Raw genomic sequence first — 25,937 nt, forward strand, 5'->3', positions numbered from 1 at the left:
CGGAGCAATTGACCCACACTACAACGTATAGACAAAGGGGGTCTGCAGCCGCAGGTTCCCTGCTTTTTGCGCATCGTCGAAAAGTCCGAACACGGCCGAGCCGCTGCCCGACATCGAGGCATAGACCGCTCCGGCCGCAAGCAGGCTGTCACGGGCTTCGCGGATGGCAGGATGCGCCGCGAAGATATGCGGTTCGAAATCGTTGGTCACCAAACCCTGCCACTCCACCACAGGCCGCCGCAAGCGCTCCGCGAGGGGCACTTCGGGCACATGCGGACGTACCCCTGCGTAAGCCTCGCGCGTCGAAACGCCCACGTCGGGTTTTACGACAACGAGCGTCATTCCCGCCAGGCAGAGCGGGTAAGGCTCCATGATCTCGCCCCTCCCGGTGCAAAGCTGCGGGGTATTGCGCACGAAAAAAGCCGTGTCGCTACCCAATCCGGCGGCAAGGTCGATCAGCTCCGCCTCCGAGAGCCGCAGGCCGAAAAGCCCGTCGAGCGCCAGCAGTACGGCGGTGCCGTCGGACGAACCGCCCCCGAGTCCGGCACCGAAAGGCACCCGCTTGTCGAGGCGTATCTCCACGCCGTCCACGCCGTAGCGTTCCCGCATCAGCTGGAAAGCCTTGACGCAGATATTCTCCCCGGGGGTGCAATCCACCGCCAGCCCTTCGGAGAGGAACCGCACGCCGGGCACGGCCGTGCGCGTCACCCCGACCACGTCGTACAGTCCCCGCACGGGGAACATCACGGTCGACAACTCGTGGTAGCCGTCCTCACGGCGGCGCAGGACATCCAGCCCCAGATTTATTTTGCAGTTTGCATGCAAGATCATACGGCAAAGATATAAAATTTGTACTTTTGCCCTATGAAATTCCGCACCGAAATCGACATTGCGCCCCTCGGGGTGAAAATCGGATACGGGAACCGCATCCTGGCCCTCGGTTCCTGCTTCGCCGAACACATCGCGGGACGGCTCGCCGAAGCCCGGTTCCGCATCGTCACAAACCCCACGGGCATCCTGTTCAACCCCCTCTCCATCGCCGCCGCGCTGCGCAGCTATGCGGACGAGGCGCCCGTACAGCATTCCGAGCTGGACTTCGACGGCGAACTGTGGTTCCACTACGGGTTCCACGGCTCTCTCTCGGCCGCGTCGCCCGACGAGGCGCTGGCTGCGATGAACGCCGCCCGCAAGGCAGGCGCCGAAGCCCTGCGCCGTGCCGACCGGGTATTGCTGACCCTGGGCACGGCATGGGTCTACGAACACAACGGGCAGGTGGTGGCCAACTGCCACCGGCAGCCCGCGACCGAATTCGTACGGCGCAGGCTGGGCGTCGCGGAGATCACCGGGGCATTTTCAGCCCTGCTCGCCGGGCCGCTCGCCGGGAAAGAGGTCATCCTCACGGTCAGCCCCGTACGGCACCTCGGCGACGGGCTGGAGGGCAACGCCGTAAGCAAGGCCACGCTCCGCCTGGCGGCCGAAGAGCTGGCCGCGGCGCACGCCGCCGTCCACTACTTCCCGGCCTACGAAGTGCTCAACGACGACCTGCGCGACTACCGTTTCTACGCCGACGACCTGGTGCACCCCTCGGCGCAGGCCATACAATACGTCTGGGAAAAATTCATCCCCGCAGTGCTCTCGGACGAGGCACGACGCCTGCTCCACGACGTGCGGCACATCGTCGTCGCGGCGGCGCACCGTCCCCGCAACCCCCGCAGCGAGGCCTACCGGGAGTTCTGCCGCCGCAGGATAGGCGAGATCGCGGCACTGCCGCAGGTCGATTTTCAGGCCGAGGAGGAATATTTCCGCAGATGTATCGAAATAAATTCGTAAATTTGCGGCCAATCACACACACGCAATGAAGCACAGGATCATTTTACTTGCCATAGCCGCCCTGGCGGCATTCGAAGCCGCGGCGGCACGCCCCCGCCTGGTCGTCAACATCGTCGTAGGCTCGATGCGCGCCGAAGACCTCGGCCGGTATGCCGACAACTACGGCGAAGGCGGGCTCAGGCGCCTGCTGGACGGGGGCACGGTCTTCGCCGACAGCCGCTACGACTACCAGCAGACCACGACGCCCGTATCGCTCGCCACGCTCACCACGGGCGCCATGCCTTCGACGCACGGCGTAATCGGCGCCCGCTGGCGCGACTACGTCGAAAACGACGCCGTGGAACTGATCGCCGGGCGCAAGGGCCCGGGGCCCTACAACCTGATAGCCCAGACGCTCGCCGAGGCGCTCCTGCAACACGAGCCCGGAGCCAAAGCCGTCTCGGTTGCCACCGAGGCGATGTCGGCGGTCATCATGGCCGGGCACGGCGGCGAGGCCTTCTGGCTCGATTCGGCGCGCTGCGGCTGGGAAACGTCGCCCTATTACGCCCCCGAAGTACCCGAATGGGTCGCCCGCAGCAACCGCGAACGCTACAACCTCTCGTACATCGCCCCCGAGTGGCGCACGCTCTACGAAAAGGGACGCTACCTCAACACCCGCAACTGGGACATCGTTCTCACGGGCAAAAGCAGGAAAGACAAAGACGAGCCGGGCGAAGGGCGCCTGAAACTCACGTCGGACTACGACAAAATGCTCTACACCCCGGCGGGCAACACCGCCGTGCTGGGCTTTGCCAAGCAGGCCATCGCCCAGTTCAAACTCGGCGACGACGCGACGCCCGACCTGCTGAACATCTGCCTCGACACGCCGCGCCGCATCAGCGAGGCCTACGGCCCCGAGTCGGTCGAGGTCGAGGACATGTACTACCGCCTGGATCGCGACCTGGCCGATTTTCTGACCTTCGTCTTCGCCCAGGTCAGAAACGGTGAGGTGCTCGTCGTCTTCACCTCCGACCACGGCACCAGCCCTTCTTTCGACACGGGGCACGAAGAGAGCGACCGGTTCAACACCCGCCAGTTCGAGGTGATCGTCAACGGCTTCCTCAACGTCCGCTACGGCATGGGCGACTGGGTACTGGAGTACGAGGACAAATGCGTCTACCTGAACCACAACCTGATCTACGAGCGGGGGCTCGACCTGGCCGAGGTACAGAACGAGGTGGCGATCTTCGCCATGCAGTTCCGGGGCGTATCGCACGCCCTCTCGGCGACGGCCATGCGTACGAGCTACTTCGGGAGCGGCTATGCCCGCAAGATGCAGAACAGCTTCTACCCCCGCCGTTCGGGCGACGTCATCCTGAACCTGATGCCCGGCTGGATCGAGGAGCAGGAGCGCTGCTGGTCGTCGTCGGGATCGATGTACGGCTACGACACGCAGGTGCCGCTGGTATTCTACGGCGTCGGCGTCGGGCCGCAGCGCATAAAGCGCCGCGTGGACATGACAGCCGTGGCCCCGACCGTGGCACGTATGCTGGAGATCACCGAGCCTGCGGCATCGGAAGGCGAAGTACTGCCGGAAATAATAGATTTGTAAGGATTTAAAGCAAAAGATATGGACAAGATACAGGAGGAGATCATCGGGGAGTTCTCGGTATTCGACGACTGGCTCGACAAATACGACTACCTCATCGGCCTGAGCGACTCGCTCCCGGCCATCGCAGCCGAGCACCGCACGGAACAATACCTGATCGACGGCTGCCAGTCGCGCGTGTGGGTAGACGCACGTCTGGAGGACGGCAAGGTCTACTATGCCGCCGACAGCGACGCCATAATAACCAAGGGCATCATCGCGTTATTGATACGCGTGCTGAACGGGCGCACGCCGCAGGAGATCCTCGACACCGACCTCTATTTCATCGACGCCATCGGCCTGAGCGCCAACCTCTCGCCCACGCGCTCGAACGGCCTGCTGTCGATGGTCAAACAGATGCGGCTCTATGCGCTCGCGTTCGCAAGCAAAAGCGAAAAATAACAGACAGCCATGACACCCGAAGACATACTGAAGGTAGAGAAGGACATAGTCCTTACGCTCAAGAACATATACGATCCCGAAATCCCGGTCAACATCTACGACCTGGGATTGATCTACGAAATAGACTACACGCCCGACGGCGTGGCGAACATCCGCATGACCCTCACGGCGCCCAACTGCCCCATGGCCGACATGCTCGTGGAGGATGTCAACCAGCAGGTTGCCAAGGTCGACGGCGTAAAGGCGGTGAATGTCATCCTCACGTTCGACCCCGTATGGGACAAGAGCATGATGTCGGAGGAGGCGCTGCTCGAACTCAACATGTTCTGACATGGGCGCGGAGCAGGAGCATCGGATGCTGAACCGGCTGCAGGCCGGGGCCGGGACGTACGCCTGCGGCGGGTACCTCGCCGGGCTGGGCTCCCTGCAGCGCAGCGAAATATGCACGGCACTGCTCTTCAGCCGGCTGGAACGCAAGATGCGCATGGTCGACGCCCTGCGGGAAGAGGCTTCCGAGAACTGGAACCAGACCTTCTACCTGCTCTATTTCCGCACGCTGGGCGACCGCCGGAACCAGGAGGCGTACCTCTCGCTGGCACGCCGCGTCCCCTACAAGGTCGTCCTGCGCGAACGGCTGGCGCCGCGGGCCGTCGAAGCCATGTTCTTCGGGGCTTCGGGGCTGCTGACGCTCTATCCGCACGACGCGTACACGCTCGACCTGGCGCGCGACTTCGAATACCTGGCGGCCAAATACGACATCGAACCGCTGGATGCCGGGGTCTGGGAACTGGACGAGATACGCCCCGCCAACCATCCCGTACTGCGTCTGGCACAGGCGGCCGAGTTCTTCATACAGGACGAATTCGTAATGGAACGCGCCATGTCATGCCGCACGGAAGAGGATATCCGGCGGCTGTTCTGCATCGAAGCGTCGGACTACTGGCGCACGCACCACATCCCGGGGATCGCAAGCGACGAACACCCCAAGCGGCTGGGCGCGTTCAAGGCCAATATCATCGGCATCAACCTCGTTTCCGTCCTGCAATTCGCCTACGGCAGCGTCACCGGGCGCGAAACGCTGCGCGACAGCGCCCTCACGCTGCTCGAACGCCTGCCAGCCGAGGACAACCGTTACATGCGCAACTGGCGCAACACGGGCGTTATGATCCGCAACGCGTTCGAATCGCAGGCGCTGCTGCAACTCGCCACGGAATACTGTCCTGCAAAACGCTGTACGGAATGCCCCGTCGGACGGCGCATCCTGCAAAGCATAAGTTCAACCGAATAACAGGCAACGATGGAAAAGCAATCCCCCCTCATAAGCGTCATCATGCCACTCTACAACGCAGAGCGCTTCGTCGGCGAAAGCATCGGCAACATCCTCGGACAAACCGTCGGGGATTTCGAGCTGATCGTTATCGACGACGCCTCGACGGACTCCTCGTACGACATCGCAAGCCGTTATGCCGCGCAAGACGCACGGATCGTCCTGATGCGCAACGAGGCGAACCACGGCGCCGCCTATACCCGCAACCGGGGACTGGAAACAGCGCGCGGGAGTTTCATTACGTTCATGGATGCCGATGACCGCTGTTCGCCGGAACGTTTCGCCCGCCAGACAGCATTCTTCGGACAGCACCCGCAGATCGACCTGTGCGGCAGTTACTATACGATGTTCGGGCCGGACGATGCCCGGGAACAGAAGATCCAGGATCCCATCACGCACGAAGGAATCCGGATCCAGATGCTTTTCGGCTGCCCGTTCGCAATGTCGGCGGTCATGATGCGCAGCGAGGCGTTCCGATGTTCGGGAGTGCAGTTCCGGGATAGCATGGCAGAAGATTACCAATTCTGGGTAGACCTTTCCGGGCACATGCACATGGCGAATATTCCGGAACATCTGTTTTTCTACCGCAGGTGGGAAAACCAACTTTCGACCAGCCAGTTAGACCGGCAAACCCTCAGCGCGCAAGCTATCCAGCGGGATCTGCTGCGCACAACCCTCGGCATGACGCTCACCGACGAGGAATCGCGGATATACACGCAGATGAACCTCCGGGTCGGGACACTGCGGCGCGACGAACTTACGACCTACCGCGGCCTGCTCAAACGACTCTACCGCGCAAACTCCGAACGCAGGGCCTACGATCCGAAACTGCTGCGCAAACGGCTGGTTTACCGTTACAAGCTCGCCTGCAAATGTTTCTATCCCTCGTGGATCGTAAAAATCAGGAAACGCCTGCTGTGGCTCGAACTCCGGTGATATGAAAAAAGTCAGCATCATAATCCCGTTGTACAACCTCGAAAAACTGATCGGGAAATGTATTGCCTCGGCCCTTGCGCAGGATTTATCTCCCGAGGAGTACGAAATTCTGGTCATCGACGACGGGTCGACGGACGGGTCGCTCGCAGCCGCCGAAAAGGCGGCGCAGGGGCACCCCAACGTACATGTATATACCAAACCCAACGAGGGGCTGAGCCGCACGCGCAACTACGGCACCGACCGCGCCGCGGGCAGGTACGTCATGTATCTCGACGCAGACGATTACCTCGAACCGAATGTCCTCGGGCACCTGGTGGAAACCATGGAGTGCGGAGGGCTCGACATGCTGTGCTTCGAAATAGCGGGAATCGACGAAAACGGCAACGACGTTCCACTCTGGAGCGACGGGATTTCCGCAGGCAACGGCTCCGACGTGCAGCGCGGAGTCGATTTCCTGCAACGCGACCGGTTCCTGCCGATGGTATACGCCTACCTCTACTCGCGGGAGATGCTCGACGCCAACTCGCTGCGGATGACCCCGATCTGGCACGAGGACGAAGAGTTCACACCCCGCGCATTGTATTACGCACGGCGGATCCAATACCTCCCCGTCCGGGTTTACAACTACCTGCAACGCAGCGACTCGTTCATGGGCAATTACAAGCCACAAAGTCGCTTAGACCTCGTACGCGCAATGAAAAGCCTGACCTGTTTCGCCTCCCGCATCGGGGCGGAAGACCCCTCAGGCGCCCGTCTGATGCGCCTGCATGTGGGCAAGACCATGAGCCTGGCATGCAAACAGACCGTGGTGAGGCAACTCGGCAACGCCCGCGAAATGCTCCGGGAAGCCCGCCGGCAAGGCATCATGCCGCTCGAATTCCGCCGCCGGGATTTCCGGCATTTCCTGATAAACCGCCTGCCGGGCCTGTACGTTCTCTACTATAAGTTACACAAAAAGCGGAAATAGGCGGTCGCGCCAATTATCATCCGGAATCATTCGTTCGCCGCCCGGGGTGCGTCGGGCATATAGCGGCGCAGGACGTTTTCCAGCTCCGCGCCCCGCAAATTCCAGCCTTTTTCGAGAATGCGCCCGTCGGGGCCGAGAAGCAACAGCGTCGGGAAAAAAGTAATCCCGTAAGGGTTTCGCCGCACCTTCCCGTTATCACGGTCGGCGATCACCGTCCACGGCATCGCATACTTATCCATAAAGCCGCGCAATTCGGCTGCGGTATTGTCCGCGACGCCGACGATCTCGAATCCGCAATTCCTGAAACGGGCATAAATATCCGGGTAATAATTACGGATTTCATACACACAGGGGCCGCACGACAACGCCCAAAAATCCAGCAGTACATACTTTCCGGCGAAATCACCGGGGAAATGCACCGTCCGGCCCGCCATATCGACGGCCGTGAAAGCATAGGGCCGGAAGCCTACCTGCATGGCTTCCCGGCCTTCGGCATCGGGAACGCACTCCAGACGCAGGTAACGTCCGTCGGGCGCCAGGCTGTCGAGCAGGTACCACGCATCACCCAAACGGGCATATTCTTTCAAGTCATACTCCGCACTTCCGTTCCGGGTCGCGATCTTAATTGTGCATAAATGCCGGTCGTACGAACCCTCAGGCACGATCGTACATGCGTACTCCACACCGTCGAGCGAGAACCGGCCTTGCGTCGTCTCCCACATCAACAGGTTACGCTCCCCGAACCGATCCGAAAGTTCCACCCAGGTTATATCCGGCACGATTTTCTTGTTTACGACGCGTTCGTAGGCCATCCTTACCAGCGGGGGCTGCTCCCCAAGCCGGTAATCGGTTTCGTCCGAAAAATCGTAGTCGCCGTCGGTATCGAACATCACATGTTCCACCCCCGAACCGTCGCGGCCGAATGCAACCATCAGAAATATCCGCACGGGGTACGGAGAATAATCCGTCGTATCCCGCTGCCATGCCTCGAATTTCCGCATGCAGGTCTGCTCATCGACCTTCCCGGCACAAAAACCCTGATAGAGAGCCTGCGGGAAGTCGTCCGTCACGGAATAAGCCTTCCACTCGTCAGGCAATCCGGTTGCCCGGGGACGGAGTTCGGCCAAAGGTACGGTATCGTCCTCAAGCGGGAATGCCCATATGGTTGACTTTACGGCCGGTTTCTGTTTTTCGAGATGTACCTCGATGACCCGGGACTGGGCATGACAACAAAACGCACAGGCGAGGAAGAGGATTGCCAGGGAATACCGGGCCGGAAGAAGTTTAGGCTCCATGAACGACAGATTAGTGGGGTTAACGCAAATTGTTAACAAACATAAGGGTTTTGCAGGGAAATCAGGAATTTACGGGCAAATATATTTTTTTGCGGCAAACGGGGACTCCTCCCCGCAATATTTTGTGGTTTTGAAAGAAATCATTACTTTTGTAAGATTTACGGACACAACCCCGAAATAACTGAAATCACATATGGAAATAGTTGCAAGTTTAATCAAACTTTTCTTCGGCTCGAAAGCCGACAAAGACCGTAAGCAGATCGAGCCTTACCTCGAGAAGATCAAGGCGGTATACCCTTCGATAGAAGCCCTTTCGAACGACGAGCTGCGCGCCCGGAGCGAGGCGCTGAAGAAGCAGATCGCCGATTTCATCGCCCGGGACGAGGCCGACATCGTGGAACTGAAGGCCAAGCTTGAACTGCCCGAAACCTCGCTGGAGGAGAAGGAGCGTATCTCGAAGGAGATCGACGAGACGACCAAACGCATCGACGAGAAGATCGAGGAGAAGCTCGACGAGATACTGCCCGAAGCCTTCGCCATCATGAAGGATACGGCACGCCGCTTCGCACAGAACGACGAGGTGGTCGTCACGGCAAACGATTTCGACCGGGATCTGGCCGCCGAGAAGGATTTCGTCCGTATCGAGGACGACAAGGCCGTCTATGCCAACCACTGGATGGCGGGCGGCAACGACCTGAAATGGGACATGATCCATTACGACGTACAGCTGTTCGGCGGCGTGGTGCTCCACAAGGGCAAGATCGCCGAGATGGCGACGGGTGAAGGAAAGACACTCGTAGCGACGCTCCCCGTATTCCTCAACGCGCTGGCCAAGAAGGGAGTGCACCTGGTCACGGTGAACAACTACCTGGCCAAGCGAGACTCGGAGTGGATGGGCCCGATGTACCAGTTCCACGGGCTTTCGGTAGCCTGCATCGACGACACGCAGCCCAACTCCGACGCCCGCCGCAAGGCATACATGGCCGACATCACCTTCGGTACGAACAACGAATACGGCTTCGACTACCTGCGTGACAACATGGCCTCGTCGCCGGCCGACCTGGTGCAGCGCAAGCACCACTTCGCCATCGTCGACGAGGTCGACTCGGTGCTGATCGACGACGCCCGTACGCCGCTCATCATCTCCGGCCCGGTACCCAAAGGCGACGACCAGCTCTTCGAGCAGTACTGCCCGGCCATCGACCATCTCTACAACCTGCAGAAAAACCTCGTGACGGGCCTGCTGGCCGAGGCACGCCGGCTTATCTCGGAGGGCAAGAACGACGAGGGCGGCGTGAAGCTCTACCGTGCCCACAAGGGCCTGCCCAAGTACAAGCCGCTGATCAAATACCTCTCGGAAACGGGCGTCAAGGCGCTGATGCAGAAGACCGAGAACACCTACATGCAGGACAACAACCGCCGTATGCCGGAGATCACCGACGACCTGTTCTTCGTCATCGACGAAAAACTCAACTCGGTGGAACTGACCGACAAGGGACACGAGGTGCTGTCGAAATATTTCAACGAGGACGGGTTCTTCGTGCTGCCCGACATCGGCGCCGAGGTGGCCGAGCTGGAAAAGAGCAACCTCTCGGACGAGGAGCGTGCGCAGAAGCGCGACCAGGTGGTCAACGACTATTCGATCAAGTCGGAGCGCGTGCACACGATCCACCAGCTGCTGAAAGCCTACGCCATGTTCGAGAAAGACGTCGAATACGTGGTGATGGACAACAAGGTGAAGATCGTCGACGAACAGACGGGGCGTATCCTCGACGGGCGCCGCTATTCGGACGGCCTGCACCAGGCCATCGAGGCCAAGGAGCACGTGAAGGTCGAGGCTGCGACGCAGACCTTCGCAACGATCACGCTGCAGAACTATTTCCGCATGTACCACAAGCTGGCCGGTATGACCGGTACGGCCGAAACCGAGGCTTCGGAGTTCTGGAGCATCTATAAACTCGACGTCGTGGTGATCCCGACGAACCGCCCGGTGATCCGCGACGACCGCCAGGATTTGATTTACAAGACCAAGCGTGAGAAATACAACGCCGTGATCGAGGAGATCGTGAAGCTGGTCGAGGCGGGACGCCCCGTACTGGTGGGTACTACCTCGGTCGAGATTTCGGAGTTGCTGAGCCGTATGCTCAAGCTCCGCGGCATCAAGCATAACGTCCTCAATGCCAAGCAACACCAGCTGGAGGCGCAGGTCGTGGCCGAGGCGGGCCGCTCGGGACAGGTGACCATCGCCACCAACATGGCCGGCCGCGGTACCGACATCAAGCTGACGCCCGAGGTCAAGGCAGCCGGAGGTCTTGCGATCATCGGCACCGAACGCCACGAAAGCCGCCGCGTCGACCGCCAGCTGCGCGGACGTGCCGGACGTCAGGGCGACCCCGGATCGTCGCAGTTCTTCGTATCGCTCGAAGACGACCTGATGCGCCTGTTCGGGTCGGGCCGCATCGCCTCGATGATGGATCGCATGGGGCTGAAAGAGGGCGAGGTGATTCAGGCCGGCATGATGACGCGAGCCATCGAGCGCGCCCAGAAGAAGGTCGAGGAGAACAACTTCGGCATCCGCAAACGCCTGCTGGAATACGACGACGTGATGAACTCGCAGCGCGAGGTGATCTACACGCGCCGCCGCCACGCGCTCTACGGCGAGCGGATCGAAATCGACCTGAATAACATCATGTACGACTACGCAGACAACTTCGTGGAGGTCAACCGCGGCATCGAATTCGAGGATTTCCGGTTCGAGCTGATCCGCGAAGTCGCCATCGAGCCCTCGTTCGACGAGGCGACCTACGGCTCCGCAAAACCTGCCGAACAGGCCGAACTGATCGTAAAAGACCTCAAGGATGCCTATGCACGCCGCGCGAAATCCGTGGCCGACACGGTACGCCCCGTGATGGAGCGCATCTACGAGGATCGAAAAGACCAGCTGGATTCGAACATCTATTTCCCGATCACCGACGGCCACCTGGGTTACAACGTCCCGGTAAACCTGCTGAAATGCAAGAATTCGGATGGGGCGGAGATCTTCAGGGTATTCTCGAAGGTGGTGATGTTCACCTCGATCGACGACGCTTGGCGCGAGCACCTGCGCGAGATGGACGACCTGCGCCAAAGCGTGCAGAATGCCACCTACGAGCAGAAAGACCCGCTGCTGATCTACAAGTTCGAATCGTTCGGGCTGTTCTCGAAGATGATCGTCAAGGTCAACCGCGACGTGCTGGCCATCCTCAACAAAGCCTACATCCCGGTGCGCGACCAGAACGCCGAGGCCGTACAGCGGGAGCGTCAGGAGCGTGCCAAAGTCGACGTCAACAAGTTGCAGGCCTCGCGCATGCAGGCTGCGGCTCAGGCCGGGCAGCAGGACAAACAGAAACCGATGCCCGTGCATGTCGAGAAGAAGGTCGGCCGCAACGACCCGTGCCCCTGCGGAAGCGGCAAGAAATACAAGCAGTGCCACGGAAAAGGAATTTAACCAAATTTAACCACCTGCAAACAAGTTCTTCCGTACGGTGAAAACCCTGGTAAAATACAGCATAACGGCCGCGGCATTCTGCCTTGCCTGCGGGGCGGGCCGCGCAGCTGCGCAGCAACAAGGCAAAGCCCCGAAGCAATACGACGTGGCGGCCTATGTCTACCCCGCCTATGTGTCGGACGACCCGCGCCTGCGGCCTTTCTGGCCGATGGGGATCGGGGAATGGGAAACCGTCATGACCATGCAGCAACGCAATCCGGGGCACTACTGGGATCGCAAACCGCTGTGGGGCTATGTCAACGAAGCCGATCCGGCAGTGATGTCGATGGAGATCGAGCAGGCGACCCGTCACGGCGTGAACGTCTTTATTTTCGACTGGTACTGGTACGACGGACGGCCTTTCATGGAGACCACGCTCGACAACGGGTTCCTGAAGGCCGGCAACGTGGACAAAATGCGGTTTTACCTCATGTGGGCCAACCACGACGTACTCAACCACTGGGATACGCGCCTGGCGCGGGTACACGAGCAGAATGTGATCTGGACGGGAAAGGTCGACCGCGAGGAGTTCGAAAAGATATGCCGGCGGAACATCGAAAAGTATTTCAAGCACCCGCAATACTACAAGATCGACGGCAAGCCGGTCTTCATGGTCTACGACCTGCCGCAACTGATCGCGGGACTGGGCGGCGTGGAGCAGACGGCCGATGCCCTGAAATGGTTCAAGAAGGAGGTGAAGAAAGCCGGGTTCCCGGGGCTGGAACTCCAGTTTGCCATGTGGTCGATCAATCTCAACTACAGCGGGTTCGATGGCAGCAAAACGGAAAACCCGGCAAACGATTTCATCGGCACGCTGGGATTCACCGGCACCACGCACTACCAGTTCGCGCATTTCGCCAACGTCGACCAGGACTACCTGGCCATCCTGGAGCAGGTGCGCGACGAATGGGCGAGGATCGACGCCACGTACGATTTCATCTACTACCCGCATATCAGCGTCGGCTGGGACAACAGCCCCCGCACGGGGCACAGCGCCGTCGTGAAGAACAACACGCCGGAAAATTTCGCCAAGGGGCTCCGCATGGCGCGTGAGTACATCGACGCGCATCCCGACCGGGCACCGCTGATTACGGTCAACAGCTGGAACGAATGGACGGAGACCAGCTACCTGATGCCCTGCAACGTATTCGGGTACGGGTATCTCGAAGCCGTCAAAAAGGTATTCATCGACATGCAATAAGCCTCCCGCACGGAGGAGGAGAACGGATTATGGGTTACAACGAGGAAAAACAACGCCAGCTGGACATGCGTTACCTGCGCATGGCCCGCATCTGGGCTGAAAATTCGTACTGCGTACGACGCAAGGTCGGGGCGCTGATCGTCAAGGACAAGATGATCATTTCCGACGGTTACAACGGCACGCCCTCGGGCTTCGAGAATGTCTGCGAGGACGAGACCGGCAAGACCAAGCCCTATGTACTCCATGCCGAAGCGAACGCCATCACGAAGGTCGCCAAAAGCGCCAATAACTGCGACGGCTCGACGCTCTACATCACCGCGGCGCCCTGCATCGAATGTTCGAAACTCATCATCCAGGCCGGTATCAAGCGGGTGGTTTACTGCGAGGAATACCGCTCTGAAGAGGGGCTCGACCTGCTGCGCAAGGTCGGCATCGAATGTGTACAGCGCGAAATCGACGAACGCTGACATCCGGCCTGTGAAACGGATACCCCTGTTGCTCACCGCCCTGCTCTGCATATCCGGCGGGCTCGTCTCCTCGCGGGGACAGGAGCCTTCGGCACTGCACCCTGCAAGCATCGAGGCCGCGATACCGGCCTATCTCTACTGCGAAATCATCGGCAGCCACCTGCCCTCCTACCGGGGCGATGGCGTACTTTTCGACTTCGGGCAAAAGACCGAAGCATGGGCATACAACTGGCTGACGGACGCCGAGGGACACAAACTGGTCTTCGGGTCGGTCGTCGAGGCACTCAACTACATGGTCAGCCGGGGTTGGGAATTCGTACAGGCTTACGTCTCGGGGAATGAGCACCAAACCACGCATTTCCTGCTGCGACGTGCCTCCTCATGCCTGTCCGACACGGAAAAACGGCTGTTGCTTGCTGAACCCCGCACGCATAAGGAGGCGCCCGAAAAGAGAAAAAAGGGAAAACGACAGGAAAAAGAGCCGTGAACCGGCTCTTTTTTTTACTTCCTCCTTTCCCGGATGCGTATCGGTAAGTTATTTGCATTTCCCGAATAAAGCCCTTATCTTTAAGAGGTGAATCATCAAAAACCGACCGGTATGAAACGTATCGTCATCATAGGCGCCACATCGGGCATAGGGCTCGAAGTGGCGACGCTGTGCATCCGCGAAGGATGGCGCGTAGGCGCAGCAGGAAGGCGTGAAGAGGCGCTCGAAGCGCTCCGCGCCACAGCTCCCGAACAGGTTGAGACCGAACCGCTGGACATCACGCACGACGACGCACCCGGACAGCTCGCCCGCCTGATCGACAAGCTGGGCGGCATGGACATCTACCTGCATTGCTCGGGCATCGGCAAGCGGAACACCGGCCTGCTGCCGGAGATCGAACTCGACACCCTGCGCACCAACGGCGAAGGGTTCGTGCGCATGGTTACGGCGGCTTTCGGCTATTTCCGGGCCAACGGAGGCGGGCACCTGGCCGTCATCAGTTCGATCGCAGGCACGAAGGGGCTCGGAAGCGCCCCGGCCTACTCGGCTACCAAGCGCATGCAGAACACCTATATCGACGCGCTGGCGCAGCTCGCGCATATGGAGAAACTCGGCATCCGCTTCACGGACATCCGCCCGGGTTTCGTCGCCACCCCGTTGCTGGCGGGCGACGGGCACTACCCGATGCTGATGGAAACCGGAAAGGTTGCCGCACGCATCATGCGGGTATTGAAACGCCGGCGCCGCAGGGTGGTCATCGACCGCCGCTATGCCGTTCTGGTATTTTTCTGGAAGCTGATCCCCGAGTGGTTGTGGGAGCGCATGGCTGTCAGGACAAAAGGATAACCCTGTTCACACCGCAAAAGCCGCGCCCCCGAAAAAGGAGCGCGGCTTAATTTAATATATTCGTCCGTCAGTCGCAGAGTGCGCCCAGCAGGAATAACGCGGGAGGCAGGTTGCAAAGCATGTGCGCGCCCAATGCCCATCCAAAGCCGAGGTTCACGCGCAGATAGACAAAGACGCACCCGGAGAAAAAGAGCCCCAGCACATACAATAGCACATAGGGCAGCAGGCCCCAGGTAAGCGCCGAAGCGGAAAGCAGGTGTACAGAGGCAAAAACCACCGTCGAAGCCCACATCGCCGGGCGCAGCCACCGATCCCGTTTCGACAACCAAAACCCGTCCGTCGTAAACCCGTAAACCCCCGCCGCAACGGCAATCCAGACCGGAAGCGCCCAGTAACGGGCATTCGCCACGTCGGCAAAAAACAGCATCCAATCGGCAAAAAAATAGGCCAACGCCCCTAATCCCGCAGCTATATGCCACCTCCGGAACGAAAGCCCCAGCCGGAAAGCACACTCTTCGACGAACGGTGCAAGCAATAGCACGTGCGGCACGGCGCGCCATCCCATTTCGGAAACCATCGATTCCGGCGTACGCGCACCGAGCATCCCCGCGGCATCGAGCCCCCAGCCCCATTCGTACAGAGCCGCGCCGGACTTTTGCAGCAGCATGGCGGCAATCCGCGTCACGATGAAGAACAGCGCGGCATAGAGCAATATTCCGCTCACGCTTTTGGTGTTCCGCTCATCGGTACGGTTCAGGATAAAAGGCTTTATTCTCGGTTCCATATTTCCCCGGTCGGGTTGCGGGTAAAAAATCGCCGCAGCGGAAGCACCTCACACGTGCCCGCTGCGGCGTAAAACATTCGAAAAGGACAACCGGCACCGCCGGGACGCCCGTGCCTTTTTCCGCACCTCCCCGCCATGCCGCCGTCCGCACCTCACGGCATCAGAACGGCAGGTCGTCGGGATCGTCTGCCGGAACGGCCGGCGCGGCGGGTTGCTGCGCCGCCGGCTGCTGGGATCCCCCCTGGGCAGGTTGTCCGTAAGCCGGGGCTTGCTGTTGCGAACCATACCCGGAAGGGGCTCCGTCCGAGGCCGGGTTGTCGCTGCGGCGTCCCAGCAGGTTCATCACATCGGCCAGTATCTCGGTCGTATAACGCTTGTTATTATCCTTGTCCATCCACTCGCGGGTGCGCAGGCGCCCCTCGACATAGATCTGGGTTCCCTTGCGGACATATTTGTCCACGACGTCGGCAAGGCCGCGCCACAGCGTGACCGTGTGCCACTCGGTGTGCTCCTTGGCCTCGTTGGCCTGACGGTCGAACAAGCGTTCGGTCGTGGCCAGGCGGATGCGGGCGACCTTCACGCCGCTCTCGGTGGTGCGGACTTCGGGGTCGATGCCCACGTTGCCCACCAGAATCACTTTGTTTACCATATCTTACAGCTGTTTTATCATACGTTTGAAGAGCACTTCCATCTTGATGCCGGCCTTCTTACCCTGCCGCTGCACGTCCTCGTGGTCACCCACCTCGTCCGAAAGGCCGCAGTTGGTGATGACCGAGACGCCGAAGACCGGGATCGACATGTGGCGCGCCACGATCACCTCGGGCACGGTCGACATACCGGCCGCATCGCCGCCGATATTCTTGAAATAACGGTACTCGGCCTGCGTTTCGAACGTCGGGCCCGTGCCGCCGACATAAACGCCGTACTGGAGTTTGATGTTCTCCTCCTCGGCGATGGCCGTGGCCTTGGCGATCAGCGCCTTGTCGTAACAGTTGTGCATGTCCGGGAAGCGGGGCCCCAACTCGGCGATGTTACGGCCGATCAGCGGGTTGGGCATCAGGTTGATATGGTCGGTGATGACCATCAGGTCGCCCACGCGGAACGAGGTATTGATCCCGCCCGAAGCGTTCGACACGAAGAGGTATTTGATGCCCAGCTGCTGCATGACGCGCACCGGGAAAGTCACCTGCTGCATCGTGTAGCCCTCGTAGTAGTGGAAGCGCCCCTGCATGGCTACGACCTTGCGACCCTCGACCGTGCCGAAGATCATACGCCCCTTGTGCCCCTCGACGGTCGAAACGGGGAAACCCGGGATATCTTTGTATTCGATGGCGAATGCAGTGTCGATCTTATCGGCGAAACCGCCCAGGCCGGTGCCGAGGATGATGCCCACCTCCGGGGCGAAAGAACTCGTGGCGGCGTCGATAAAAGCCGCTGTTTTTTTAATTTCCTCTAACATCTTCTTCCAGTTTTTGCAGAAAATCCGTCGCCGAATCCTCTATGAATGAAATATTTATCGGTAAATAGTATATCCTGCGCTGTATCTCTTCGGGGATCTTCGCGCGGTTGGTCAGTTTTACGGCATCCTTTTCCGTGGTCACGATGACCGCCCCGGGGAACTTGTCCAGCAATTCGCGCAGGCGGTTCAGGTCGCGTACCTTGTAGACATGATGGTCGTCGAGCGTCATCTCGGCCACCACCCCGTAGCTCCCGCGCAACGCCGCGAGGAACGGCTTGGGACTCCCGATGCCCGAAAGCGCGATCACCTGCTGCCCCTGCAGGAGCGGTTCGCCGGGCGCGGCATCCGGGAAGAGCGGCTGCGGCATGAAACTCTCGAAACGGGTGAAATAGACCCGCTGGTAGGCAACCTGTATCAGCACCTTGCGCAGGATGCGCCGGTCGATGGGCGCCATCTTCTCCGGGCACTTCGTAACGACGAAATAGTGGGCGCGGTGCAGTTCTTCGGGCAGGTCGCGCAGGGTTCCGAGCGGCAGCATCCTGTCGTGCTGCACGGGGCGCGTGGCGTCGATCATCACGATGTTCACCTTCGGCTCTACATAGCGGTGCTGGAACCCGTCGTCCATGACGACGAGGTCGACGTCGGGGTGCTCGGCGCGGATGCGGCGGATCCCTTCGGCACGCTTCTCGCACACGGCCACCACCGTATCGGGGAATTTGAGTTTGATCTGCAGCGGCTCGTCGCCCACATCCCGGTAATGGGAGTCGGCCTTCACCTCCAGATACCCCTTGGTACGACGGCCGTACCCGCGCGACAGCAGGGCGACGCGATGCATCTGCGACATATAGGCGATCACCATCTCGGCCATCGGGGTTTTGCCCGTACCGCCGACGGTGATGTTGCCGATACAGATGACCGGGATGTCGAACTTCTCGCTTTTGAGGATACCCCAGTCGAAGAGACGGTGACGGAAAGTCACCCCCGCCTTATAGAGGAGAGCCGCAGGAGCAAGCAAGCATTTCAACATTTCGGGTCGGTTTATCCATACAATTTTTCAAAGGTAGCAATAAATCTCCGGAACACAAAACAAAAAAAGCAAATCTCGGGCCTGACCGACAAAGGAATAATAAAATTGGAGATTCCTGCGTTTTTTTCATATCTTTGCTTGCGTCTATGAGAAGTTTTAAATTACCGATATGCGCCCTGCTGCTCGTAGCCGCAGGGGCGTGCGACAGAACTACGCAACAGGCCGCGGCCGAAAAGGAAGAAGCCGCGCCGCAGAATATCGTTTACGGCATCAACGCCGACAACTACCGCACCGAAACGGGCGAGGTGGGCAGCGGCGAAACGCTGGGGAAAATCCTGAACGGGTACGGCGTTTCGGCCCTTACGGTCGACAGGCTCGACAAAGCCTCGAAAGAGATTTTCCCGCTGCGCAACATCCGCGCCGGGCATAAATACACCGTCTTCATCCACGAGGATTCGCTCTATGCCCCCCACCTGGACTACCTGGTCTACGAACGCAACATGTCTCAATACGTGGTGTTCGGGTTCCATGAGGATTCGGTCAGCGTCCAGACGGGAGAAAAGGAATTCACGGTACGCCGCACCAAGAAGAGCGCCACGATCAATTCGTCGCTGTGGGGTGCGATCATGGAGGAGCACCTGCCCTATGCGCTGGCCGCGGAAATGGAGGACATTTACCAGTGGACGGTCGATTTCTTCGGCATCCAGAAGGGCGACAATTTCACGGTGATCTATGACGAGCGCTTCATCGACGACAGCATCTCGGCCGGCATCGGCCGCATTTGGGGCGCTAAATTCTGCCAGGGCGGCAAGGAGTACTACGCCATCCCCTTCCGGCAGGGCGGCAAAATCCAGTATTGGGAATACGACGGCGGAAGCCTGCGCAAGCAGATGCTCAAGGCGCCGCTGAAATACACACGCATCAGTTCGAAGTTCACCTATGCGCGCAAGCATCCGATCTACAAGGTATACCGGCCGCATACGGGCGTCGATTACGCAGCGCCGAAAGGCACGCCCGTACATGCCGTAGCCGACGGTGTGGTGACCTTCAAGGGCTGGGGCGGCGGCGGTGGCAACACGCTCAAAATCAAACATGCCGGCAACCTGATGACGGGTTACCTGCACCTGAGCGGCTATGCCAAGGGCATCTCGAAGGGCTCGCGCGTTTCGCAGGGGCAGCTGATCGGCTACGTCGGTTCGACGGGCGCCTCGACCGGCCCCCACCTCGACTACCGCATCTGGAAAAACGGCACGCCGATCAATCCGCTGAAAATCCCCCAGGAACCGGCCGAACCGATCTCGAACGAGAACCGCGCGACGTTCGAATTCGTGCGCGACCGTATCGTGGCCGAACTGAACGGCGAGGTGAAGGACGGGGAGCGCATCACGCAGCTCGATTCGCTCGTCATCCCGCAGCCGGCAGCACCGGAGGCAGCGAAATAACGGGGAAAATGGCCGCAACGACAGGCAAGGAACATCTGCCGGCCGACATGCCGGAAAGCTGGGATCAGGAACCGTTCGATAAAAGGCCCGGGGGCAGGACGAGGATGGAAGCCATCCGGGAAACGGGCAAAGCACCCGGGAATGCCGGGGAACAGACAGGAACGCCCCGGAAAAAGTCCGGTATACCGGAAAAAACCGGAAATCCGGAGGATACAGCGGAAAGCACCGGGGCGCAGGAAGCCAAACATAAAGCCGGCGTCGATGCGCGAATCGTACGGTTTCTGAAAAAACACCATGTGCTGACGCTGGCGACGAGCGGCGAGGGAGCGCCCTATTGCAGCAACGCATTTTACTGCTACGATGCGGAACGCAATTTGCTGATCTTCACGTCGGACATGGCGACGTACCATGCGCAGCAGATGGCTCGCAACCCGTGTGTCGCAGCCTCGGTAGTACTCGAAACGAAGGTCGTGGGACGCGTCCAGGGGCTGCAATTGTGCGGTAAAGCCGAAAGGGCCGACGAGGCGGCGAGGCGGGCATACCTCAAACGGTTTCCCTATGCCGTACTGGCAGAACTGACCCTGTGGGCGATCGCGCCCGACTTTATGAAATTCACCGACAACACGCTCGGATTCGGAAAAAAACTGATATGGAACAACAGATAGGAGTCATCATCGTAGCAGGCGGGGGCGGAACCCGCATGGGAGGTTCGCGTCCCAAGCAATTCATGATGCTGGGCGGCCTGCCCGTCCTGGCCCATACGATCAACAATTTCGCCGGGGCGCTGCCCGGGGCAGAGATCGTCGTGGTGCTGCCCGCGGAGCACGCCGATTTCTGGAAGGACTTCGCAGCACGCTTCGACATCGCGGCACACACGGTTACGACGGGAGGCGACGAACGGTTCCATTCGGTGAAAAACGGGCTGAAAGCCCTGAAGCGCGATCCGGAATTGATCGCCGTACAGGACGGCGTACGACCGCTGGCCTCGCACGGCATGATCCGCCGTGCGGTGGCCGCAGCCGCCGAACACGGCACTGCGATCCCGGTCGTCGAAGCCGTGGATTCGTACCGCGAAACGGACGGCACGGCTTCACGCATCGTCGACCGCCGCCGCCTGCGCATCGTACAGACCCCGCAGGTATTCCGCGCCGACATACTGCGCCGCGCCTACGAGGCGGAGTACCGCCCCGAATTTACGGACGACGCATCGGTCGTGGAACAGGCCGGCGAGGCCGTATTTCTGTGCGAAGGCGAGCGTACGAACCTGAAGATCACGACCCCCGAAGATATGGTCATCGCCGAGGCACTGCTGGCCGGGCGCGAAAAGACAGAGGAGGATACGGATGGAGAAAACCTATAAATACCGTTTCAGCCGCCGGGCGATCTACTGGACGCTGGTCTATTTGGTGGTCTTCGTACTGCTGGGCTGGTTGTTGTACCACCTCTACGAAGGGGGCTACCTCTCGGCCTGGTTCACCTCGTTCATCGTGGCGCTCATCGCCCTGATGTCGCTATCGATCCCCCGCAGGATTGTGGTCACCGACGAGAAGATCGAGGTGCGCTGCCTGCTGGACATCACCGAAATCCGCCGCGACGAAATCGCCTCGGTACGCCGGGTCGACCCTCGGCGGATGAAATGGTTCTTCCCGGTATTCGGGGGCTGCGGGTTCTTCGGTTATTACGGACATTTCCTCGACCTCAGGCGGTTCGAACGCGTGAAACTCTACGCCTCGGAGTGGAAAAACTTCGTGGAGATCACCGATATCTACGAAGACCGCCTGTACGTCTCGTGTTCGGATGCCGACCGCCTCGTGGAGGAGCTTATGCCCCCCGGAGGCAACCGCCCGGCGGAAGACGACGAAGAGGAAGAGCAGGCGCAATAGTATCGGGATCCGGCCAAAAAGTCGACAGAAGACGCCCGGGGATTGCGTATTTCCGGAAAATGATCTTATATTTGCAACCGAGGCCGGAACGGCCCGTAAAAACGAAAAATAACAAACAACGCATTAAAAACCAGAAGAAATGAAAAAGTACCGTTGCACCGTTTGTGAGTGGGTATACGACCCCGCAGTGGGCGATCCCGACGGAGGCATCGCCCCCGGAACGCAGTTCGAAGAGATTCCCGAAGACTGGGTTTGCCCCGTCTGCGGCGTCGGCAAAGACATGTTCGAAGAGGTTGCGGAATAATCCCGTCCCTCCCCGAAGAAACGGCAAGGCGCACCCTGCAGGGTGCGCCTTGCCGTTTGTAACCGCAGGAGCCCGGACGCAGGCCGTCTCATCCGAATAAGGGCAAACATATGTAATTCCGATGTATTTCCCACCCGAAATTTTGTGTATATTTGTCGGCAGAACTGCCCCTCACACCTAAAATTTCATGCAGATGAAACATCTATTGCTTTTAGCCTCGCTCCTGACCTGCATGGGCGCCGGCGCCCAGCAGGCGACCTTCCGCAACCCGGTCATTGCGGGCGACATGGCCGACCCGACGGTCATCCGGGTAGACAACACCTATTATGCGACGGGCACCTCGTCGGAATGGGCCCCCTACTACCCGCTGTTCCGCTCCAAAGACCTGGTCAACTGGCGGCAGATCGGGCACCTGTTCGAGCAGCAGCCCGCATGGACGAGATCCTCGTTCTGGGCCCCGGAACTTTTCCACCGCAACGGCAAAACATACGCTTATTATACGGCACGCCGGAAAACCGACGGGACGTCGTATATCGGCGTCGCCACGGCCGACAAACCCGAAGGCCCCTATACCGACCACGGCCCGATCGTCGAGTACGGCACCGAGGCGATCGACGCATTCGTGCTGGAAGACGCCGGCGAGCTGTATATCTCGTGGAAAGCCTACGGACTCGACCCAAGGCCGATCGAACTCCTGGCCTGCAAAATCTCGGACGACGGGCTGCGCATGGCGGGGGAACCCTTCACGCTGCTGCGCGACGACAAACGGCAGGGCATGGAAGGGCAGCACTGGCTGAAAATCGGCGATTACTATTACATCGTCTACTCCATAAACGGCTGCTGCGGCCCTGGGAGCGACTACGCCGTGGCGGTCGCCCGCTCGAAAAACCTGCGGGGCCCCTACGAGCGTTACGCCGGGAACCCGATCCTGCACGGCGGCGGCGATGTCCAGTCCATCGGGCACGGCACCATCACGACGACGCCCGACGGGAGGATGTTCTACCTCTGCCACGCCTATCTGGCCGGTGAGAATTTCTTTCTGGGACGCCAGCCGATGTTGCAGCAGATCGTCCTGGGCGATGACCTGTGGCTTCATTTCCGGGGCGGGGAAACAGCATCCCTGACGCAGCCGATACCTTTTGCCGGCATGGCACAGCAGCCCGTATTCGATTTCGCGGATGACTTCACGGCCGACCGGCTCCGACCCGAATGGACGTGGAACTATCCTTACGCGACGCCCGAGATCGAGCTTGCCGACGGGCGCCTCTGCCTGGGCGGGCGGCCCAAAGAGGGCGTAAAAACCGGCACGGCGCTCTGCCTGAGGGCCGTAAGCCCCGACTATACGCTCGAAACGGCACTCTCCGACCGCAACGCAGGATGGAGCGGGCTCACGGTATACGGGGATGCAGCGAACCTCCTCGTATGGGGATTGCAGGGCGACGAGGTATTGTTGAAGCTCTACAAGGACGGCAGGGAAACGCTGCTGGGCAGCTCCGGGCAGATCGGGGCGCACCTGCCGGTCTACCTGCGCATCGAGGTACGGGGGAATGCCCCCGCAGCATTCGGGTACAGTACCGACGGACACACCTGGAAACAAGTGGAGAACCTGCCCGTAGGTGCCGAAGACCTGCTGCAATGGGATCGCGTAGCACGCCCGGGATTGTATTACCAGGGGCCGGAAGGCCAGGCGGCCGAATTCGAATACATGCGGATGACCAACCGCTGAGAGAAATTGCAGCCCCCTTCCGCAAGGCAAGCCCTCTGCGGAAGCACGGCAGAATCCCGGCCGGAACTTTCCGATAAAAAGAGCCGCCCCGAATTGTTCGGGGCGGCTTTCTCTTCCGGGACTGCGCCCGTCAATTGATATTGGGCAGGAAAGAATAGTTCTTCGAATAGCCGAGCATCTGCTCGACGTAGTTCGCCGGATAGGAAATTTTCACATCGACCACCCTGCCGTCCTTTTCGACAAGTTCGAACTCGGGGTTCACGAAGCCGCCGTAAGGTTCGATGCCGAGTGCATAGTAACGGTCGCGCACCTCCCGGTGCAGCTGGGGATCGACCTGGACGGCATACCGCTCGACAAGCGCCTTGCCGGCCTCGTAGTCGCCTTCGGACTTGATGCGCTGCACCTCGCGGAGCATGTCGCCGAACAGTCGGCGCAGTTTTTCGTAATCGTTGACCACGACATACGTTTTGCCGTTTTCCCGAACCATCTCAATCACGTTGTCGGCCTTGCCGCGCTCATAGCACCACTCGCAGATCAGCTTGCGGTTACGCATGTGCGACTCCTCGACGTTCTTGCCCGGCTCGATACGCGCCAGCTGGGTCATCATGCCGTTCAGGATATATTTCGCATAGCCGGCCTTCGCCACGTCGAACGAGGGTACCAGCCCCAGTTCCACCATCTTCGGGTCACCCAGGTAGTAGAGGCCGAAGAGGTCGGCGCGGGTCTCCTCGAGCGTCGAGCTGTAACTCTTCAACTCGTTGCCCTTCACGCCCGGCGCCAACTGTCCCGAACCGTGCCCCAGACACTCGTGCAGGTCGGTATGCAGGTCGTCGGCCAGTTTGCCGTACTTGTCCATCACCTCGCGGTCCCCGGCACGCAGCACGAACTCCTCGTTGAAGCCGTTGCCGTGGGCGGCCATGTCGTAGGCATAGGTGATGTTGTCGATCGTGACCGACTTCGAACCGTATTCCTTGCGGATCCAGTCGGCATTGGGAAGGTTGATGCCGATGGGCGTGGCGGGATAGCAGTCGCCGCCCAGCATCGCCACCGTGATGACCTTGGCCGAAACGCCCTTCACCTTCTCCTTGCGGTAGGCGGGAGCAACGGGCGAATGGTCTTCGAACCACTGCGCGTTATCCGAAATCACCTCCGTACGGTGGCAGGCCTCCTTGTCCATGAAATTCACGATGCCCTCCCACGAAGCCTTGCGGCCGAGCGGATCGCCGTAATCCTCGATAAAGCCGTTCACGAAGTCGACGTTCGACACGGTGTCCTTCACCCAGCCGATATTATAGCGGTCGAACTCGCGCAGGTCGCCGGTCTTGTAATATTCGATCAGCGCTGCGATATTGCTTTTCTGCGGTTCGGCGGCCACGGCCTGCGCTTTTTCGAGCCAGTAGACGATCTTCTCGATGGCGGGCGAATACATGCCGCCGACCTTCCATACGCGCTCCTTCAGGACGCCGTTCTCCTTCACCAGCTTGGAGTTCAGGCCGTAGGAGATCGGTTCCGGGTCGTTGTGGTCGACCATGTCGGCGTAGAATTTCTCGACCTCGGCCTGCGTCACGCCCTCGTAGTAGTTGTTCGACGAGGTGGCGATCAGGTCTTCGCCCGCCGTCTGGTTCAGGCGCGTTTTATAGAGCGCCGGATCGAAGATAGCCTTGCAGACCTCGCCGCGCAGCGGGTTCAGGTCGCCGAACTTTTCCTCGGGGATCGTCTCTATCACGTCGAGCAGGTAACCTTCGGTGAACTCGGGGACGAACTTGTCGTTCGAATAGTGGTGATGAATGCCGTTGGCGAACCACACCTTTTTCAGGTATTTCTCCAAGGCCTTCCATTCGGCCGCCGAGCGGTCGCCCCGGTAGTTCTCGTAAACCGTTTCGAGCGTACGGCGCACGGCGAGGTTGTATTTGAAATTCTGGTCGAAAAGGATGTCCCGGCCGCACTTGGCAGCCTCGGCGAGGTAATAGACCAGTTCCTTCTCCGCAAGCGGAAGCTGCTCGAAACCAGGGACTTCGTAACGGATGACCTTGATGTCGTCGAAACGGTCGACGATCCACGGGGCTTCGCTCTTCGATGCCCCGCAGCACGAAGTCAGTGCAACAGCGGTAACAGTCATAGATGTCAGTGTAAATAAATTTTTCATGTCGTTCGGGTTTGAATTTCCCCGAAATATACGGTTTTTTTGCGAAAAAGCCGCATACGGACGAATATACGCATGGACACATATACAATATGTGCCGGCAAACGCACCTCCCCGCCGCACCCGGCAGCGCTTGCCATTCGGGCATTATTCTCAAAAAAACATACCAGTTCGTACCAGTATGACGAAATTTTATTTATATTTGTCCACAAAGCACGCACCATGCCGGAAAAATTCGGAAACAACATAAACCCACAT

General features: G+C 59.8%; 25 protein-coding genes. 18 read left to right on the forward strand and 7 right to left on the reverse strand.

Translation table 11 applies throughout. From position 1 onward, the window contains the following. Positions 1-18 precede the first annotated feature (18 nt). Positions 19-831, reverse strand: coding sequence for a 4-(cytidine 5'-diphospho)-2-C-methyl-D-erythritol kinase (ispE, locus tag NQ559_RS01500; protein ID WP_018695258.1), 813 nt, complete (start codon positions 829-831; stop codon positions 19-21). A 33-nt stretch (positions 832-864) separates the two neighbouring features. Between ispE and NQ559_RS01505 the strand changes: the two genes are divergently transcribed. From NQ559_RS01505 to NQ559_RS01535, 7 genes are read left to right on the forward strand one after another with little or no spacing between them, the layout of a single operon-like run. Next, on the forward strand, positions 865-1,830 hold the full coding sequence (locus NQ559_RS01505; RefSeq protein ID WP_018695257.1) for a GSCFA domain-containing protein: 966 nt from the start codon (positions 865-867) through the stop codon (positions 1,828-1,830). Positions 1,831-1,855: 25 nt separating this feature from the next. Further along, positions 1,856-3,421 (forward strand): alkaline phosphatase family protein, encoded by a 1,566-nt coding sequence (locus NQ559_RS01510; protein WP_018695256.1) that lies wholly within the window; start codon positions 1,856-1,858, stop codon positions 3,419-3,421. An 18-nt stretch (positions 3,422-3,439) separates the two neighbouring features. Beyond that, the gene (locus tag NQ559_RS01515) at positions 3,440-3,859 is read left to right on the forward strand and encodes a SufE family protein (RefSeq protein WP_018695255.1); all 420 of its coding nucleotides are present in this window, start codon (positions 3,440-3,442) and stop codon (positions 3,857-3,859) included. A 9-nt stretch (positions 3,860-3,868) separates the two neighbouring features. After that, a complete protein-coding gene (locus tag NQ559_RS01520; RefSeq protein WP_018695254.1) occupies positions 3,869-4,189 on the forward strand; it encodes a metal-sulfur cluster assembly factor in 321 nt (106 codons plus the stop codon). Between the two features lies 1 nt (position 4,190). Next, positions 4,191-5,147, forward strand: coding sequence for a DUF2851 family protein (locus NQ559_RS01525; RefSeq protein WP_018695253.1), 957 nt, complete (start codon positions 4,191-4,193; stop codon positions 5,145-5,147). A gap of 9 nt (positions 5,148-5,156) precedes the next feature. After that, on the forward strand, positions 5,157-6,122 hold the full coding sequence (locus NQ559_RS01530) for a glycosyltransferase family 2 protein (protein WP_018695252.1): 966 nt from the start codon (positions 5,157-5,159) through the stop codon (positions 6,120-6,122). Between the two features lies 1 nt (position 6,123). After that, entirely contained in the window at positions 6,124-7,089 is a 966-nt protein-coding gene (locus tag NQ559_RS01535; protein ID WP_026318256.1) for a glycosyltransferase family 2 protein, read from the forward strand. A gap of 26 nt (positions 7,090-7,115) precedes the next feature. On the opposite strand, the gene NQ559_RS01540 is transcribed toward NQ559_RS01535, so the two are convergent. Beyond that, positions 7,116-8,384 carry a peroxiredoxin family protein gene (locus NQ559_RS01540; RefSeq protein WP_083923819.1) on the reverse strand — a complete coding sequence of 423 codons (1,269 nt, stop codon included), beginning with the start codon at positions 8,382-8,384 and terminating at the stop codon, positions 7,116-7,118. A gap of 193 nt (positions 8,385-8,577) precedes the next feature. Here NQ559_RS01540 and secA point away from each other — a divergent pair, with 193 nt between their 5' ends. The 5 genes from secA (at position 8,578) to NQ559_RS01565 (ending at position 14,911) form a co-directional block, all read left to right on the forward strand. Next, positions 8,578-11,871 (forward strand): preprotein translocase subunit SecA, encoded by a 3,294-nt coding sequence (secA, locus tag NQ559_RS01545; protein ID WP_018695248.1) that lies wholly within the window; start codon positions 8,578-8,580, stop codon positions 11,869-11,871. Positions 11,872-11,908: 37 nt separating this feature from the next. Continuing rightward, positions 11,909-13,111, forward strand: a complete 1,203-nt coding sequence (locus NQ559_RS01550) for a glycosyltransferase WbsX family protein (protein WP_018695247.1) — start codon at positions 11,909-11,911, stop codon at positions 13,109-13,111. Between the two features lie 29 nt (positions 13,112-13,140). Then, on the forward strand, positions 13,141-13,578 hold the full coding sequence (locus NQ559_RS01555; RefSeq protein WP_018695246.1) for a deoxycytidylate deaminase: 438 nt from the start codon (positions 13,141-13,143) through the stop codon (positions 13,576-13,578). A 10-nt stretch (positions 13,579-13,588) separates the two neighbouring features. Next, positions 13,589-14,065 carry a hypothetical protein gene (locus NQ559_RS01560; protein WP_154653998.1) on the forward strand — a complete coding sequence of 159 codons (477 nt, stop codon included), beginning with the start codon at positions 13,589-13,591 and terminating at the stop codon, positions 14,063-14,065. A gap of 111 nt (positions 14,066-14,176) precedes the next feature. After that, on the forward strand, positions 14,177-14,911 hold the full coding sequence (locus NQ559_RS01565) for an SDR family NAD(P)-dependent oxidoreductase (protein ID WP_018695244.1): 735 nt from the start codon (positions 14,177-14,179) through the stop codon (positions 14,909-14,911). A gap of 67 nt (positions 14,912-14,978) precedes the next feature. Here NQ559_RS01565 and NQ559_RS01570 read toward each other — a convergent pair whose 3' ends face one another. The 4 genes from NQ559_RS01570 to lpxK all read right to left on the reverse strand — a co-directional run bounded on the left by NQ559_RS01570 (position 14,979) and on the right by lpxK (position 18,181). Continuing rightward, entirely contained in the window at positions 14,979-15,695 is a 717-nt protein-coding gene (locus tag NQ559_RS01570) for a CPBP family glutamic-type intramembrane protease (RefSeq protein ID WP_018695243.1), read from the reverse strand. Positions 15,696-15,855: 160 nt separating this feature from the next. Then, positions 15,856-16,344 (reverse strand): single-stranded DNA-binding protein, encoded by a 489-nt coding sequence (locus tag NQ559_RS01575; protein ID WP_018695242.1) that lies wholly within the window; start codon positions 16,342-16,344, stop codon positions 15,856-15,858. Positions 16,345-16,347: 3 nt separating this feature from the next. Continuing rightward, the gene (locus NQ559_RS01580) at positions 16,348-17,154 is read right to left on the reverse strand and encodes a purine-nucleoside phosphorylase (RefSeq protein ID WP_022332309.1); all 807 of its coding nucleotides are present in this window, start codon (positions 17,152-17,154) and stop codon (positions 16,348-16,350) included. After that, positions 17,138-18,181 carry a tetraacyldisaccharide 4'-kinase gene (gene lpxK / locus NQ559_RS01585; protein ID WP_018695240.1) on the reverse strand — a complete coding sequence of 348 codons (1,044 nt, stop codon included), beginning with the start codon at positions 18,179-18,181 and terminating at the stop codon, positions 17,138-17,140. Before lpxK ends, NQ559_RS01580 begins: the two co-directional genes overlap by 17 nt. Positions 18,182-18,327: 146 nt before the next feature. Between lpxK and NQ559_RS01590 the strand changes: the two genes are divergently transcribed. The 6 genes from NQ559_RS01590 to NQ559_RS01615 all read left to right on the forward strand — a co-directional run bounded on the left by NQ559_RS01590 (position 18,328) and on the right by NQ559_RS01615 (position 23,536). Then, positions 18,328-19,623: a M23 family metallopeptidase gene (locus NQ559_RS01590; RefSeq protein WP_018695239.1), complete on the forward strand. Its 1,296-nt coding sequence runs from the start codon at positions 18,328-18,330 to the stop codon at positions 19,621-19,623. An 8-nt stretch (positions 19,624-19,631) separates the two neighbouring features. Then, complete coding sequence (locus NQ559_RS01595) at positions 19,632-20,288, forward strand: pyridoxamine 5'-phosphate oxidase family protein (RefSeq protein ID WP_018695238.1); 657 nt, start codon at positions 19,632-19,634, stop codon at positions 20,286-20,288. Next, on the forward strand, positions 20,273-20,983 hold the full coding sequence (locus tag NQ559_RS01600; RefSeq protein ID WP_018695237.1) for a 2-C-methyl-D-erythritol 4-phosphate cytidylyltransferase: 711 nt from the start codon (positions 20,273-20,275) through the stop codon (positions 20,981-20,983). The genes NQ559_RS01595 and NQ559_RS01600 overlap by 16 nt, the downstream gene beginning before the upstream one ends. After that, positions 20,967-21,506, forward strand: coding sequence for a PH domain-containing protein (locus tag NQ559_RS01605; RefSeq protein ID WP_018695236.1), 540 nt, complete (start codon positions 20,967-20,969; stop codon positions 21,504-21,506). Before NQ559_RS01600 ends, NQ559_RS01605 begins: the two co-directional genes overlap by 17 nt. 139 nt (positions 21,507-21,645) lie before the next feature. Beyond that, positions 21,646-21,810 (forward strand): rubredoxin, encoded by a 165-nt coding sequence (rd, locus tag NQ559_RS01610; RefSeq protein ID WP_018695235.1) that lies wholly within the window; start codon positions 21,646-21,648, stop codon positions 21,808-21,810. Positions 21,811-21,997: 187 nt separating this feature from the next. Beyond that, positions 21,998-23,536: a family 43 glycosylhydrolase gene (locus tag NQ559_RS01615; RefSeq protein WP_026318254.1), complete on the forward strand. Its 1,539-nt coding sequence runs from the start codon at positions 21,998-22,000 to the stop codon at positions 23,534-23,536. 130 nt (positions 23,537-23,666) lie between these two features. Here NQ559_RS01615 and NQ559_RS01620 read toward each other — a convergent pair whose 3' ends face one another. Continuing rightward, positions 23,667-25,682: a dipeptidyl-peptidase 3 family protein gene (locus NQ559_RS01620; RefSeq protein ID WP_412094105.1), complete on the reverse strand. Its 2,016-nt coding sequence runs from the start codon at positions 25,680-25,682 to the stop codon at positions 23,667-23,669. Positions 25,683-25,937 lie beyond the last annotated feature (255 nt).

The organism is Alistipes onderdonkii (genome assembly GCF_025145285.1).
GTDB classification, from domain to species: domain Bacteria; phylum Bacteroidota; class Bacteroidia; order Bacteroidales; family Rikenellaceae; genus Alistipes; species Alistipes onderdonkii.

Coding starts and splice junctions, on each gene's coding strand:
- ispE (WP_018695258.1), bottom strand. CDS start 831: ATGATCTTGCATGCAAACTGCAAAATAAATCTGGGGCTGGATGTCCTG.
- NQ559_RS01505 (WP_018695257.1), top strand. CDS start 865: ATGAAATTCCGCACCGAAATCGACATTGCGCCCCTCGGGGTGAAAATC.
- NQ559_RS01510 (WP_018695256.1), top strand. CDS start 1,856: ATGAAGCACAGGATCATTTTACTTGCCATAGCCGCCCTGGCGGCATTC.
- NQ559_RS01515 (WP_018695255.1), top strand. CDS start 3,440: ATGGACAAGATACAGGAGGAGATCATCGGGGAGTTCTCGGTATTCGAC.
- NQ559_RS01520 (WP_018695254.1), top strand. CDS start 3,869: ATGACACCCGAAGACATACTGAAGGTAGAGAAGGACATAGTCCTTACG.
- NQ559_RS01525 (WP_018695253.1), top strand. CDS start 4,191: ATGGGCGCGGAGCAGGAGCATCGGATGCTGAACCGGCTGCAGGCCGGG.
- NQ559_RS01530 (WP_018695252.1), top strand. CDS start 5,157: ATGGAAAAGCAATCCCCCCTCATAAGCGTCATCATGCCACTCTACAAC.
- NQ559_RS01535 (WP_026318256.1), top strand. CDS start 6,124: ATGAAAAAAGTCAGCATCATAATCCCGTTGTACAACCTCGAAAAACTG.
- NQ559_RS01540 (WP_083923819.1), bottom strand. CDS start 8,384: ATGGAGCCTAAACTTCTTCCGGCCCGGTATTCCCTGGCAATCCTCTTC.
- secA (WP_018695248.1), top strand. CDS start 8,578: ATGGAAATAGTTGCAAGTTTAATCAAACTTTTCTTCGGCTCGAAAGCC.
- NQ559_RS01555 (WP_018695246.1), top strand. CDS start 13,141: ATGGGTTACAACGAGGAAAAACAACGCCAGCTGGACATGCGTTACCTG.
- NQ559_RS01565 (WP_018695244.1), top strand. CDS start 14,177: ATGAAACGTATCGTCATCATAGGCGCCACATCGGGCATAGGGCTCGAA.
- NQ559_RS01570 (WP_018695243.1), bottom strand. CDS start 15,695: ATGGAACCGAGAATAAAGCCTTTTATCCTGAACCGTACCGATGAGCGG.
- NQ559_RS01575 (WP_018695242.1), bottom strand. CDS start 16,344: ATGGTAAACAAAGTGATTCTGGTGGGCAACGTGGGCATCGACCCCGAA.
- NQ559_RS01580 (WP_022332309.1), bottom strand. CDS start 17,154: ATGTTAGAGGAAATTAAAAAAACAGCGGCTTTTATCGACGCCGCCACG.
- lpxK (WP_018695240.1), bottom strand. CDS start 18,181: ATGTTGAAATGCTTGCTTGCTCCTGCGGCTCTCCTCTATAAGGCGGGG.
- NQ559_RS01590 (WP_018695239.1), top strand. CDS start 18,328: ATGAGAAGTTTTAAATTACCGATATGCGCCCTGCTGCTCGTAGCCGCA.
- NQ559_RS01595 (WP_018695238.1), top strand. CDS start 19,632: ATGGCCGCAACGACAGGCAAGGAACATCTGCCGGCCGACATGCCGGAA.
- NQ559_RS01600 (WP_018695237.1), top strand. CDS start 20,273: ATGGAACAACAGATAGGAGTCATCATCGTAGCAGGCGGGGGCGGAACC.
- NQ559_RS01605 (WP_018695236.1), top strand. CDS start 20,967: ATGGAGAAAACCTATAAATACCGTTTCAGCCGCCGGGCGATCTACTGG.
- rd (WP_018695235.1), top strand. CDS start 21,646: ATGAAAAAGTACCGTTGCACCGTTTGTGAGTGGGTATACGACCCCGCA.
- NQ559_RS01615 (WP_026318254.1), top strand. CDS start 21,998: ATGCAGATGAAACATCTATTGCTTTTAGCCTCGCTCCTGACCTGCATG.
- NQ559_RS01620 (WP_412094105.1), bottom strand. CDS start 25,682: ATGAAAAATTTATTTACACTGACATCTATGACTGTTACCGCTGTTGCA.